The sequence below is a fragment of the Burkholderia sp. BKH01 genome, assembly GCF_025685725.1.
GTDB lineage: Bacteria > Pseudomonadota > Gammaproteobacteria > Burkholderiales > Burkholderiaceae > Burkholderia > Burkholderia pyrrocinia_C.
Genome location: NZ_JAOTQT010000050.1, coordinates 1 through 13,607 on the forward strand (window position 1 = coordinate 1; position 13,607 = coordinate 13,607).

Annotated in this window: 12 protein-coding genes and 1 riboswitch; of the genes, 6 read left to right on the forward strand and 6 right to left on the reverse strand. The window is 69.0% G+C overall.

Going from position 1 to position 13,607, the window contains the following annotated elements; translation table 11 throughout:
• Positions 1–2,154: AAA family ATPase (locus OEJ37_RS34595; RefSeq protein WP_263349494.1), on the forward strand; the 2,154-nt coding region annotated here is incomplete at its 5' end.
• Positions 2,151–2,555: an alternative ribosome rescue aminoacyl-tRNA hydrolase ArfB gene (gene arfB, locus OEJ37_RS34600; RefSeq protein ID WP_047900276.1), complete on the forward strand. Its 405-nt coding sequence runs from the start codon at positions 2,151–2,153 to the stop codon at positions 2,553–2,555. The genes OEJ37_RS34595 and arfB, both read left to right, overlap by 4 nt.
• A 70-nt stretch (positions 2,556–2,625) precedes the next feature.
• Here the strand turns inward: arfB and OEJ37_RS34605 are convergent, their stop codons facing one another.
• The 5 genes from OEJ37_RS34605 to thiC all read right to left on the reverse strand — a co-directional run bounded on the left by OEJ37_RS34605 (position 2,626) and on the right by thiC (position 8,302).
• The gene (locus tag OEJ37_RS34605) at positions 2,626–3,906 is read right to left on the reverse strand and encodes an EAL domain-containing protein (protein ID WP_174419044.1); all 1,281 of its coding nucleotides are present in this window, start codon (positions 3,904–3,906) and stop codon (positions 2,626–2,628) included.
• 473 nt (positions 3,907–4,379) lie between these two features.
• Entirely contained in the window at positions 4,380–5,306 is a 927-nt protein-coding gene (locus OEJ37_RS34610) for a DMT family transporter (protein ID WP_258282140.1), read from the reverse strand.
• A 144-nt stretch (positions 5,307–5,450) separates the two neighbouring features.
• Positions 5,451–5,708 (reverse strand): hypothetical protein, encoded by a 258-nt coding sequence (locus tag OEJ37_RS34615; RefSeq protein WP_174419046.1) that lies wholly within the window; start codon positions 5,706–5,708, stop codon positions 5,451–5,453.
• Positions 5,709–5,916: 208 nt separating this feature from the next.
• Positions 5,917–6,129, reverse strand: coding sequence for a glycine zipper 2TM domain-containing protein (locus tag OEJ37_RS34620; RefSeq protein ID WP_152855277.1), 213 nt, complete (start codon positions 6,127–6,129; stop codon positions 5,917–5,919).
• A gap of 241 nt (positions 6,130–6,370) precedes the next feature.
• Positions 6,371–8,302, reverse strand: a complete 1,932-nt coding sequence (thiC, locus tag OEJ37_RS34625; RefSeq protein ID WP_175918853.1) for a phosphomethylpyrimidine synthase ThiC — start codon at positions 8,300–8,302, stop codon at positions 6,371–6,373.
• A 124-nt stretch (positions 8,303–8,426) separates the two neighbouring features.
• Positions 8,427–8,543: riboswitch (TPP riboswitch) on the reverse strand.
• Positions 8,544–8,811: 268 nt separating this feature from the next.
• Between thiC and OEJ37_RS34630 the strand changes: the two genes are divergently transcribed.
• From OEJ37_RS34630 to OEJ37_RS34645, 4 genes are all read left to right on the forward strand, one after another.
• Positions 8,812–9,081, forward strand: a complete 270-nt coding sequence (locus tag OEJ37_RS34630; protein WP_174419047.1) for a pentapeptide MXKDX repeat protein — start codon at positions 8,812–8,814, stop codon at positions 9,079–9,081.
• 171 nt (positions 9,082–9,252) lie between these two features.
• Positions 9,253–9,885: a cytochrome b/b6 domain-containing protein gene (locus OEJ37_RS34635; RefSeq protein WP_047900282.1), complete on the forward strand. Its 633-nt coding sequence runs from the start codon at positions 9,253–9,255 to the stop codon at positions 9,883–9,885.
• A gap of 29 nt (positions 9,886–9,914) precedes the next feature.
• Positions 9,915–10,703: a molybdopterin-dependent oxidoreductase gene (locus OEJ37_RS34640; protein WP_263349498.1), complete on the forward strand. Its 789-nt coding sequence runs from the start codon at positions 9,915–9,917 to the stop codon at positions 10,701–10,703.
• 334 nt (positions 10,704–11,037) lie between these two features.
• Positions 11,038–12,201, forward strand: a complete 1,164-nt coding sequence (locus OEJ37_RS34645; RefSeq protein WP_175918851.1) for an EamA family transporter — start codon at positions 11,038–11,040, stop codon at positions 12,199–12,201.
• 21 nt (positions 12,202–12,222) lie between these two features.
• Here the strand turns inward: OEJ37_RS34645 and OEJ37_RS34650 are convergent, their stop codons facing one another.
• On the reverse strand, positions 12,223–13,422 hold the full coding sequence (locus tag OEJ37_RS34650; protein ID WP_263349499.1) for an MFS transporter: 1,200 nt from the start codon (positions 13,420–13,422) through the stop codon (positions 12,223–12,225).
• Positions 13,423–13,607 lie beyond the last annotated feature (185 nt).

Genomic DNA, 13,607 nt, shown 5'->3' on the forward strand with positions numbered 1-13,607 from the left:
GCCGCGCGCTGGGCGGCGCGCGCCGCGTTCGCGACGAGCCGCGCGACTGCGGGCGGCCACGTATGCGTCGCGCTCGGCGCGCTCGCGCAGCGCTACGAAGAGCCGCTCGACGACATCCGCGCGGCGCTCGCCGCGAGCGGCGTGGTGGCGTTCGGCACGCTCGCGCGCGGCGACGAGCGGCCGCTGATCGTCGACCGGCACGATCACCTGTACCTGTCGCGCTATTTCGATTACGAACGGCGGCTGGCCGAAGCGCTGGTTGCGCAGGCCGGCGTCGCGGTACCGGACGACGGGTTGTCGCCCGACCGGTTGCGCGACAACCTCGCGCGCTACTTCGGGCCCGCGACCGGCGAAGTCGACTGGCAGCGCGTCGCGGCGATCGTCGCGCTGACCGGCCGCGTGACGATCGTCAGCGGCGGCCCCGGCACCGGCAAGACGACGACCGTCGTCGGCGTGCTGGCCTGTCTGCTCGACGCGCACCCGGGGCTGCGCATCGCGCTGGCCGCGCCGACCGGCAAGGCCGCGCAGCGGATGCAGGAAGCGCTGCATGCGCGGGCCGGCGATCTGCCGCCCGAACTCGCGGCGCGCCTGCCCGATACGTCGTACACGCTGCATCGCCTGCTGGGCGGCGGCGGGGCAGCCGGCTTCCGGCATCATCGCGACAATCCGCTGCCGTACGACCTGATCGTCGTCGACGAGGCATCGATGATCGACGTCGCGCTTGCCGCGCACCTGCTTGATGCGCTCGCGCCGGGAGCTCGGCTCGTGCTGCTCGGCGACAAGGATCAATTGGCCGCGGTCGAGGCGGGCGCCGTGTTCGCGGAGCTGAGTGCGCGGCCGGCGTTTACCGCGGCGGCGCGCACGCGCATCGCGCAGGCGCTCGGTGTCGACGAGGCGGCGTTCGTTGCGGCGTTGCCGGTGCCGGACGAAGCGGCGGCGGCTGTGCCTGCTGCGAATCCGGTTTCCGCTGCGGCACCGGCCCAGGCCGAGGCTTCCGCTTCGGTATCCGCCGCTGCTTCACGCAAACGCGCGTCGCGTCCGCGCGCCGATGCGCGACAGGCGTCGCTGTTCGACGACGAACCGCGGGACGACGCGGTTGCCGCGGCGGACGTCGCGCCACCTCCGTCCGCCGGTCCGGCATTGACCGATGCCGGTGATACCGGTGATGCGGGCGGCGCCTCCGCGTGGATCGAGGCTGACGAACTCGCGTGGCTCGACGCCGTCGAGCTGCCGCCGTTCGACGCCGGCGATGCGGCGCTTGCGTCGGTCATGTCGCCATTGCCTGGCGAAGCCACACCCGCCACACCCGCACCGGCGCCGCTCGCCGACTGCGTCGTGTGGCTCGAACGCAATTACCGCTTCGGTCTCGATTCGCCGATCGGGCGGCTGTCGCTCGCGATCCGCCGCGGCGACGTGCAGGCCGCGCTCGATGCGCTGCCCGCGGACGACGCGGCTGCCGCGTCGTTCCACGACGATGCGGGCGAGTCGCTTGCGTCGTCGACGGTCGAGCGGCTCGCGCGGCGGTTCGGTGCGTACCTCGATGCGTTGCGCGACGCGCTGGCCGCGCCGGTGCCCGATCCGCTGCCGCTGTTCGACGCGCTCAACCGGTTCCGGATCCTGTGCGCGACCCGCAGCGGCTCGCGCGGCGCGGAGCACGTCAACGCGCTCGTGGCCGCGCACGTGCGGCATGCGGCGCGCGTGCCGCTCGCGGTCGGCGCGCACTGGTTCACCGGGCGGCCGATCATGGTGACGCGCAACGACTATGCGCTCGGGCTGTTCAACGGCGACATCGGCATCGCGCTGCCCGACGCGCACGGCGTGCTGCGCGTGTGGTTCAGGCGCGCGGACGGCACCGCGCGCGCGGTGTCGCCGGCCGCGCTGCCGCCGCACGAAACGGCGTTCGCGCTGACGGTCCACAAATCGCAGGGCTCGGAATTCGACGAAGCGGCGCTCGTGCTGCCGGCATCGTTCGGCCGCGTGCTCACGCGCGAGCTCGTCTACACGGCAGTAACGCGGGCACGTACGCGCGTGCAGGTGATCGGGCCGCGGCGCGTGCTGGCGCAAGCGGTCGCGACGCGCACGCAGCGCGATTCGGGGCTCGCGGCCCGCGTCGACGAGGCGCTCGCGCGGCGCCGCATGGAGGCTTCGCGATGATGATCCGCTATACGCTCGATCCGGCCGAAGTCGAATGGACGGCCGTGCGCGCGCAGGGCGCGGGCGGGCAGAACGTGAACAAGGTATCGAGCGCGATCCACCTGCGCTTCGACATCCGTGCGTCGTCGCTGCCGCCCGTCATCAAGGAGCGGCTCCTCGCACTGTCCGACCAGCGCATCACGCGCGACGGCATCGTCGTGATCAAGTCGCAGGAATACCGCACGCAGGAGAAGAACCGCGAGGCAGCGCTGGCGCGACTCGATGCGCTGATCGCCGGCGTCGCGTTCACGCCGCGCGCGCGAGTCGCGACGCGGCCGACGCGCGCGTCGAAGGAGCGACGGCTCGAGCACAAGTCGCGCCGCAGCACGGTGAAGTCGGGACGAGGGAAGGTGGTCGACTGACGAATGGGTGGCCGGAAGGCCGCACGCTCGACGGACATCGCGGGCGAGCGCCCGCCGCCGCGCCGACCGGCTAGCGCATCACGGTTCCCGCACTGTCGAGCACGAAGTCGACGCAGAACACGACGAGCCGGCTCTGCGCACGGATCGCGACGGCGGCCGTGTAGCAGTCGCGGCCTTCCGTCAGCGAGAAGTGCGGGCCCATCAGCGCGACGCGCCCGGGCGCGGCGATCGCGCGCTGGAAATACGGGCGTCGCGACCAGTTGCTGTGGGTTTCCGGGAAAAGCGGCGACAGGCGGGTGACGCTCGCCTGGCCATCGTCGGGTCGCGCGCCGATCGACGGCAGGAACTGCTCGCCGATCTCGTCCGTGACGAACACGCGGCGCGCGGCCGGCACCGCGAACACGCGTTGCGCGGCATCCTGCAGGTTGCCGCTCGCGGAAAACGCGGCCGCGCCGGTGAGCACGAGCCGCTCGATCGCGTCGAAGCCCGGCTGCTCGGCGATGGCCGGCGTGTGCCGGCGCGCGATGAAGCGTCGCCACGCAGCGTCGAGCATCGCGGGCGCGGCCGCGCTTGCGTGCGCGATCGACGAGTCGGGCTGGCCGAACTGGAAACCCTGCACGAAATCGATGTCGGCTTCCATCAGCGACTGCAGCGCGTCGTCGCTTTCGACGCCCTCGGCAAGCACCATCGCGCCGGCCTGGTGCAGCATCGACACGAGGTGATGCATGATGCGGCGATCGTCGGCCGACCCGGTCGAGCGCTCGACGAGCGATCGATCGAGCTTGACGATGTCGGGCCGTGCGCGCCACACGCGGTCGAAATTCGAGAATCCCGTGCCGAAATCGTCGATCGCGATCAGGAAGTCGCGATGCTGGATCATGTCGATCGTGCGGGCGAGCGCGGCTTCGTCGCGCGCCGGCTGTTCGACGACCTCCAGCACGATGCGGTTCGGCGGCAATGCGAAATGCCGGCACAGCGCCTCGACGAACTCGCGCTGCACGAGGCCCGAATCGAGTACGCGCGGCGTCACGTTCAGGAACAGCCAGCCGTCGCCGATGCCTTGCGCGACGAAGTTGGCCGTATGCAGGCAGCGCGCGAGCCGGTCGAGCAGCAGCGCGTCGGCATCGGCGCGCGTCTTGTCGAAGAGGGCGGCGGGCGAGACCAGCGCGCCGTTCGCGTCGACGACGCGCAGCAGCGCCTCGTAACCGACCACGCGCTTGTGCGTGATCGACAGCACGGGCTGGAACACGCTGCGCAGCGTCGTGGTGCGATAGGTGGCGAACCAGCCGCTGGGCGTTGGCGTCAGGTGTTCGAGCAGGGAGTCGAGCGATCGGTCGCGGGCGGGCTTCATGTCAACGGTGCCCAGGGAGGAGCGGTGGGGCGGCAGCGCGTCGCCACACTGAAGCAGTCACATGCGCAGGCGGACGCGAAGGAACGTGGGGCATCGTGACCGCCTTCTGCGGATAAGTGTTCCGAGTGTAACGGGAATGCGGCGCCGCGCGTATCAGGGAAACTCCACACGCACGCGGCGCGCGGCTGCGGCCATGGCCGGCGCGCAGCAATGACCGGCGCCGCCCGAGTGCGCGCCGCGCATCACCGCCACGCAGCGAAGGCCGCCGCGGAAGCACATCAGAATCCGGTGGCATGGCGGCGGCATGACCGTGCGTGCAGCCGCATGGCGCGCGTAGCGGCGCGGGAAAACCCGCGGCGAGTACAGCCGCAGGCGGGCGCGCCCGTCGGATGAATGCCGGCGCGCCGGGAAACAGGCGGCGCCCGGCGTCGGCGGTTACCGCCCGGCGGCCGGCAGCGCGTGCGCCCGGATTCTCAGGTTGCTTCGCCGCTACGCGGCCGCAGACCGGGAATCCGCTTGATCACGCCGGTTGCGAGCGCGGTGCCGACGAGCACGATCGCGCAGCCTTCGATCATCACGGCCGACACGTGTTCGCCGAGGAACAGCGCGCCCCACAGCAGGCCGAACACCGGGATCACGAACGTCACGGTAATCGCGCGGGCGGGGCCGACATGCGCGATCAGGTAGAAGAAGATGAAATACGCGATGCCCGTGCATGCGATGCCGAGGCCGAGCACGGAACCCCATGCGTGCGGGCCGACCGGTGCGGCCGGCCAGGTGGCGATCGCGAACGGCAGCAGCAGGACGGTCGAGCCGATCATGCTGCCGGTCGCATTGACGAGCGGATCGACGCCGCCGAGCTTGCGCTTCGTGTAATTGGCCGCGATGCCGTACAGCAGCGTCGCGCCGAGTGCCGCGGCGGCGGCGAGCGCGGTCGCGCCGGCGCCCGTGTCGCCGTGCGCATTCGCGATCTGGTTCCACACGAGCGTGATCACGCCGGCAAAACCGATCACGAGGCCGAGCGCGCGCGGCAGCGACAGCTTGTCCTTCAGCCACAGGTAAGCGACGAGCGCGCCCCACAGCGGCGTCGTCGCGTTGATCACCGACGTCAGGCCGGCCGACAGCGTCAGTTCGGCGAACGCGAACAGGCAGAACGGTATGCCCGAGTTCAGTGCGCCGACGACGAACAACGGCCACGCATGACGGCGCAGCCGCGCGCCGAGATCGGCGGGTTTGAAGCGCGTCAGCGCAAAGCCGGTGAGAAACAGCGCGCCGATGCCGACGCGCAGCGCCATCAGCGGCGCGACGCCGAAATCGACGACGCCGATCCGGATAAACAGGAACGACGCGCCCCACAGGGCAGCGAGCACGGTCAGCAGGATGGCGTTCTTGGGTGACATCGATCGTGGGGGCGAGGGACGGGATGCGGTGGATCTTACACCGCGTTACCACGCCGTCGTTTCACGATTCGATGAAACGACAAGAAACGGGAGATTCGCCGGTTGCAGGCGCGAGACGGCGCGGCCACCGGCCGCGCAGCCCGATCAGTGATGGTGCCAGCCGCCGCGTCCGCCGCGTCCGCCGAAGCCGAAATTGAGCGACAGCGCCGGTCCCCAATAACCGCCCCACGCCGGCGCATACGCAGGCGCCGGATAGTAGTAGGCGGGGCCCGGATCGACGTACACGGGCGCCGGCTGCACCGGTGCAGCCGTGTAATAGCCGCCAGGATAATAACCGTACGGGTAGTAGCAGCCGGCGAGCGTCGTGCAGGCGAGCGCCGCGGCGACGAGGATCCTGTTCATGATGTCTCTCCGGCGGAGCCGGCAATCGGCAGATGCTTAAGCTTAGGCCGCGCGCCGATGACACGACGTGCGAAACGGTAACGGATCATTTCCGGGCCGCTGCGGCGTGCTGCGGCGCCGCATACGAAAAACGGCGCTTCCGCAGTGCGAAAACGCCGTCAGGCCGGAGTTCGCCGCGCTTCGCGCGGCGGCCGGTTAGCCGGTCGGCTTATTTACCGACCTGGTTGCCGATGATGCCGCCAGCCGCTGCGCCACCCAGCGTCGACAGCGCGTTGCCGCCGATCGCCGCGCCGGCGACGCCGCCGACACCCGCACCGATTGCCGTGTCGCGCTGGCGCCTCGTCATCGAATCGCAGGCCGACAGGCTGGCCACCGTCGCGACGAGGAGCGCGCATACCCCAATACGCCGAATCGAATTCATGATCGTTGTCCTGTGGTAGTGAACGGAGGACGCGCGACCGGCTGGCGGCCACGCATGTTCCCAATCTATGCGCCGCCCCGCGCCGCTGCTGTAAGGACTTGTTAAGCCTCGCACGGTTTCGTAATCAATTGTTTCCCGTGCATCGGCAGGCACGCGACATGCGCAAAAAAAGCCCGCTCGAAAGCGGGCTTCGTGCATCGCGATGCGTTTCCGGCGCGAATCGCCGAATTCGCTCGTTCGCTTATTGACGGTGGTAGATCTCGGCGCCGGTCTTGACGAACTCGACCGCCTTCACTTCCATCCCTTTCTTCAGCGCTTCGGTTTCCGACACGCCCTGCTGCGCCGCGAACTCGCGCACGTCCTGCGTGATCTTCATCGAGCAGAAGTGCGGGCCGCACATCGAGCAGAAGTGCGCGACCTTCGCCGAATCCTTCGGCAGCGTTTCGTCGTGGAATTCGCGCGCCTTGTCCGGATCGAGACCGATGTTGAACTGATCTTCCCAGCGGAACTCGAAGCGCGCTTTCGACAGCGCGTTGTCGCGCACCTGCGCGCCCGGGTGACCCTTCGCGAGGTCGGCGGCGTGCGCGGCGAGCTTGTACGTGATGATGCCTTCCTTCACGTCGTCCTTGTTCGGCAGGCCGAGGTGTTCCTTCGGCGTCACGTAGCACAGCATCGCGGTGCCGAACCAGCCGATCATCGCGGCGCCGATGCCCGACGTGATGTGGTCGTAGCCCGGCGCGATGTCGGTGGTGAGCGGCCCGAGCGTGTAGAACGGCGCTTCCTTGCACCAGTCGAGCTGGAGATCCATGTTCTCCTTGATCAACTGCATCGGCACGTGGCCGGGGCCTTCGATCATCACCTGCACGTCGTGCTTCCACGCGATCTGCGTGAGCTCGCCGAGCGTCTTCAGTTCGCCGAGCTGTGCTTCGTCGTTCGCGTCGTAGATCGAGCCGGGGCGCAGGCCGTCGCCGAGCGAGAAGCTCACGTCGTACGCCTTCATGATCTCGCAGATCTCTTCGAAGTGTTCGTACAGGAAGCTTTCCTTGTGATGCGCGAGGCACCACTTCGCCATGATCGAGCCGCCGCGCGACACGATGCCGGTCATCCGGTTCGCGGTGAGCGGCACGTACTGCAGGCGCACGCCCGCGTGGATCGTGAAGTAGTCGACGCCTTGCTCGGCCTGCTCGATCAGCGTGTCGCGGAAGATTTCCCAGGTCAGGTCCTCGGCTTTGCCGTTGACCTTCTCGAGCGCCTGGTAGATCGGCACCGTGCCGATCGGCACCGGGCTGTTGCGGATGATCCACTCGCGCGTTTCATGGATGTGCTTGCCGGTCGACAGGTCCATCACCGTGTCGCCGCCCCAGCGGATCGCCCACGTCATCTTGTCGACTTCCTCGCCGATCGACGACGTGACGGCCGAGTTGCCGATGTTCGCGTTGATCTTCACGAGGAAGTTGCGGCCGATGATCATCGGCTCGGATTCCGGGTGGTTGATGTTCGCGGGAATGATCGCGCGGCCGCGCGCGATTTCGTCGCGCACGAACTCCGGCGTGATCTCGGCCAGCGCATTCGCGCCGAATGCGGCAGCGCCGAACGCCTGGCCCGGATGCTGGCGGCCCATCATCGCGGCGAGCTTCGCGCCGTTCGGGCCGCTCGACTTCAGGCTCTCGATGTATTCGGCGCGGCGCTGGTTCTCTCGGATCGCGATGTATTCCATTTCCGGCGTGATGATGCCCTGACGCGCGTAGTGCATCTGCGTGACGTTCTTGCCGGCCTGCGCGCGGCGCGGGTTGCGGTGCAGGCCCGGGAAACGCAGGTCGGCGGTGGCCGGATCGGCCGCGCGCTCGAGGCCGTACCGGCTCGACAGGCCGGAGAGCACTTCGGTGTCGCCGCGCGCTTCGATCCAGCGCTGGCGCAGCGCGGGCAGGCCCGCGCGGATGTCGATCTTGGCTTCCGGATCGGTGTAGGGGCCCGACGTGTCGTACACGTAGATCGGCGGATTCTTTTCGCCGCCGAAGCCGGTCGGCGTGTCGGCCTGCGTGATTTCGCGCATCGGTACGCGGATGTCGGGCTGCGAGCCGGTCACATAGACTTTCCGCGAATTCGGCAGCGGCGCGACGGCAGCGGCATCGACGTGGGCGTCGGCGGACAGAAACTTCGGATTGGCGTTCATGCAATCTCCTGTGTGAGCGCCGGACAGACGCTTCGGCGCTTGCCCGGAGCCCTGGACGAATGTGGGGCTCGAGCTAAGCAGGAGACGAGGCTTGGTGAGGCGGCGGATTTCGTCAGAAGGATGGCGGCGGAATCCGTACGCTTCCCTGCGCTGGCATTATCCAGATCAGGTTCAAAGGGTATTTCTCACCCGCAATGCCGGTTTGTTGACCGGGCGCATTGCAGGACCCCCGCGTTAGCAGCGCACACGATACACTGGCTTTGCGGCGGTTTCAACCGGTGGCAGATCGGTTGCCGCGGTGCAGTTGCAGCATTACGGGCGGCGCGCCTGCCGCGCAAGCCGCGATGCATGACACCGCCGCACGGCCCTGCAGCCCGGCTGACAACGACGGCGCGGCGCAGCATTGCGGCACTTCTGGCAGCCCCAAAAAATATTTTCGAAACGGCTGTCATTTCCCGCGACGTCCTCCGTCTATTCGGCTCCTCAAACCCATGTTTCGGAGAGATGTCATGAAAAAAGTACTGATCGCAGCCTGTGTCGCCGGTTTCGCCATGATCGCAACGGGCGCGTATGCGCAGAACGACGCGATGTCGAAGGAGGGTTCGTCGATGTCGAAGGACGCGATGGGCCACGATGCGATGGCGAAGGACGACGCGATGGCCAAGGGCGGTGCGATGAAGAAGGGCGCCGTGAAGAAGCACGCGATGAAGAAGGACGCGATGTCGCACGACTCGATGGGCAAGCCGAAGTCGGACGACAAGATGGCCCCGTCGAACTGACGGAAACGGACGGAGCGCGGCCGACGCGCGTGTCGCCGCTGCGTGCCGGGACGGCACGCGGTGCCGGCCGACGCGCGGGGCACGCGCCACGCCGCGCGTCAGCACATGCGTTGCGTGGCCGGTCTCCGGCCCCGTCTCGCGCTCCGTCGCCTCATTCCGGGAGTTTTCATCATGCAAACCGTTCCCGCCACCGGGCGCGCGGCCGCCACGCCGCCCGCACGTCCGATCCATCCGCTGTGGGTGCGCGCGAGCCACTGGCTCAACGCGCTCGCGGCCGTGCTGATGGCGCTGTCCGGCTGGCGCATCTACGACGCGTCGCCGATCTATCCGCCGTTCACGTTTCCTCACGGCATCACGATCGGCGGCTGGCTCGGCGGCGCGCTGCAATGGCATTTCGCGGCGATGTGGCTGCTCGTCGGCAACGGGCTGTTCTACCTGACGATGTCGCTTGCGACCGGGCGCCTGGTACGCAAGATGCTGCCGGTCACGCCGGCATCCGTGTGGCGCGACGTGCGCGCGGCGCTCGGCGGGCGGCTGTCGCATGCCGACCTGAGCGTCTACAACGCGGTGCAGCGCGCGGCGTACCTGACCGCGATCGTCGATCTCGTCGTGCTGGTGCTGTCGGGGCTCGCGATCTGGAAATCCGTGCAGTTCCCGCTGTTGCGCGAGCTGTTCGGCGGTTACGACAACGCGCGCGTCGTGCATTTCTGGGCGATGTCGCTGCTCGTCGCGTTCTTCGTCGTGCACGTCGCGATGGCGCTGCTGGTGCCGCGCTCGCTGCTCGCGATGCTGCGCGGCCGTTGAACGGCACGAAGGTGCCGAAGGAAATCATCATGTCCGAATCCGAACACAAGCGCGACCGCCCGTGCTGGTCCCTCGACCGGAAGTCGCTCGAACTCGACGTGCGCCGCGAGCTCGAGATGCCGTCGCGGCGGCTCTTCAACCGGCGCGTGCTGACGCTCGGCGGCCTGACGATGCTGACCGGCTGCACGCTGCAGGACGATGCGTCGGTCAACACGTTCCTCGAGAAAGTGTCGCGCATGAACGATCGCGTGCAGGCTTGGCTGTTCAGCCCCGACCGGCTCGCGCCGACCTACACCGAAGCCGACATCACGCGGCCGTTCCCGTTCAACGCGTATTACGGGATCGACGACGTGCCGCACGTCGACGCGTCGACGTATCGGCTCGTGCTGTCCGGCCGCGTGACGGGCAAGCGCGTCTGGACGCTCGACGAGCTGTATGCGCTGCCGCATGCGGAGCAGATCACGCGGCATATCTGCGTGGAAGGGTGGAGCGCGATCGGCCGCTGGGGCGGCACGCCGTTCGGCGCGTTTCTTGCGCGTGCAGGCGCCGACACGCACGCGAAATTCGTCGGCTTCAAGTGTGCGGACGACTACTACGAGAGCATCGACATGCCGACCGCGCTGCATCCGCAGACGCTGCTGGCGTTCGACTACGACGGCCGCCGCCTGCCGCCGGAATTCGGTTTCCCGATGAAGCTGCGGATGCCGACCAAGCTCGGCTACAAGAACCCGAAGCACATCATGGAAATCTTCGTGACCGATACGTTTCCGGGCGGCTACTGGGTCGATCAGGGATACAACTGGTTCGGCGGATCGTGAGCGGCGCATGGCTCGGAAGCGCATGCGGCCCCGGATTTCACCCGCCCGCCGGCCGAAAATTGTCGCGCCGAAACGTCAGTCCTTATCCTTTCAGACAGGTCTGACGATGCTTTCGAATCCTTGATGCCATAATCCCGAGCGTGCGCAGTCGAAACGGTTGCGCGCGTTTTTTTTGCCCCTTTGCCGCCGCTTGCCGGTTCTCTTTCGTCGCCGTTCGCACTGCCATGTCGTTCCGCATGTTCGCTCTGCCTTCCCGGTCCCGCCAGGACCGTTTGCCGGCATTGCCGGCGTCTTTCAGCGGAGCACGCAACGCGACGTGCGGGCGGGTTGCACGATGACCCCGCTCGATCGCCTCCTCGATTTCTTCTCCCGCCTTTCGTTCCGGATCCGCCTGCCGCAAAGCCGCGGCGGCCGCGTCGCGCTGGCGCTCGTATTCATCTATTTCGTCTGGGGGTCGACCTACAGCGGCCTGCATTTCGCGCTGCAGTCGTTCCCGCCGCTGCTGCTGTCGGGGCTGCGCAACCTGCTCGGCGGGATCGGCCTGTTCATCTTCGCGCTGCGGCGCAAGCCAGAATGGCCGACGCTGCTGGAGATCCGCAACTCGGCGATCGTCGGCACGATGCTCGTCGCGCTGTCGTCGGGCACGATCGCGCTCGGGATGCGCACAGTCAGCAGCGGCTCGGCCGCGGTGATGGTGGCCACGGTGCCGCTGTTCGCGACCGTGATCGCGGCGGTGGCCGGGCGGCCGGTGACGAAGGGCGAGTGGGCGGCCGTCGCGCTCGGGATGGTCGGCATCGTCGTGCTGAATTCGGGCGGCGCGGCAGCCGCGAACTCGGCGCTCGGCACGATCTGCGTGCTGGCCGGCGCGCTGTTCTGGGCGGGCGGCGCGCATCTCGCGACGCGGCTCAAGCTGCCGTCCGACCTGTTTTTGTCCACGTCGCTGCAGATCGGCCTCGGCGGGCTGATGTCGACGCTCGTCGCCTGGCTGCTCGGCGAACGCGTCGAGCAACTGGCCGTCGGGCCCGTGTTCGCGTTCGTGTACCTGATGGTGTTCTGCACGATGGCCGCGTATGTCGCGTACGGCTATCTGATCCGCCACACGAGCCCGATCATCGCGAGCAGCTGCATGTACGTGAACCCGATCGTCGCGGTCGCGCTCGGTGCGCTGCTGCTTGGCGAACCGGTGACGATGGCGACCGTGGTCGCGACCGTCGCGATCCTCGGCAGCGTCGGGCTGTCGTTCGTGTTCGATCCGGCGCGCCGGCCCGCGGCACGCGCGGCGGCTGTCGGTTCGCCGGTCGTGGCGGCGGTGGACGTTGCGTCCGCACCCGAGCAGATCGCGGTGCCGGACGCGGCGCCCATCCTGGCGCCTTCCGCCGTCCCGCTTGCGGTACCGACGCCGGCTGCCGTGATGGATCCGGCGGTGATAATGGACCCGGCACAGGCGTTCGCGCCACCGCCCGCCGGCGAACCGGCCGCGCCGCGCGCCGACGCGTGACGCCGGCGCCGCCGCGCGCGCTCAGCCGCGCCGGCCGCCGCGATGGTGGGACCAGCCCGCGAGTGCGGTGAACAGCAGTCCTGCCGCACACATGCCGAGCCAGCCGAACGCGCGCCATGCGGCGACGCCGGCCGACGAGCCGATCGCGCCGCCGATGAAATAGCACACCATGAACACCGTGTTGACGCGGCTGCGCGCCTCGGGCTTCAGCGCATAGATGCGCGACTGGTTCGAGATCTGCGCGGCCTGCACGCCGACGTCCAGCACGATCACGCCGATCACGAGCCCGACGAGGCTCGAGCCCGACAGCGCGAAGATCACGAACGACAGCGCGAGCAGCGCGATCGCGAGCGAAATGATCGTGCGCGGGCCGCGCGTGTCCGCGAAACGCCCCGCGTAGGGCGCCGCGAGCGCGCCCGCCGCGCCGACGATCCCGAACAGGCCGGCCGCCTGCGGACCGAGATGGAACGGTGCGCCGGCGAGCAATAGCGTGAGCACGGGCCAGAACGCGCTGAACGCCGCGAACAGCGCGGCGCCCGTCAGCGACGCCTCGCGCAGCCCGCGCAGTTCGACCGCCAGATGCCACATCGAGCCGAGCAGCTTGCCGTACGACAGCGTCGACGTCGGCGAGCTGCGCGGCAGCCGCAGCACGATCACGGCGGCCAGCGCGACGAGCGCCGCGACCGACGCGGCGAACACCGCGCGCCAGCCGAAATACTCGGCGACGAAACCGGCGGCCGTGCGCGCAAGCAGGATGCCGAGCAGCAGGCCGCTCATCACGGTGCCGACCGCGTGCCCGCGTTCGGCGGGCGGCGCGATCTCGGCCGCGAACGGCACGGCCTGTTGCGCGATGGTGGCGAGCACGCCGATCGCGAGGCTCGCGACGGCGAGAACGGCCAGCGACGGGGCGGCGGCTGCCACGATCAGTGCGACCGACAGGCCGGCGATCTGCATCAGGATCAGCCCGCGGCGGTCGAAGCGGTCGCCGAGCGGCGCGAGCAGGAACATGCCGGCCGCATAGCCGAGCTGGGTCGCGGTCGGCACCGCGCCGATCCACGACGCGCCGTCGGGAAAGGCCGAACGGAAGCTGTCGAGCAGCGGCTGGTTGTAGTAGATGTTCGCGACGGACACGCCCGCGATCGTCGCGAGCAGCAACAGCAGGCTGCGCGAGTAGTGGGGCGAGGCGGCGTCGGTCGGACGGTCGGTGGAGGCGGTGGACATGGCTGCGCGGGCGAGGTTGGGCGGCGCGGCGCGCGGCGCACGTGTCGGGTGCGCAGGCGGGCCGGGCGCCGGCCGAGGCTGCCGATCATACCGGAGCACCGCGAATCCTGCCGGGCGCGGCTAACCGGCTAACCGGCGAACCGGCGAACCGGCGAACCGGCGAACCGGCGAACCGGCGAACCGGC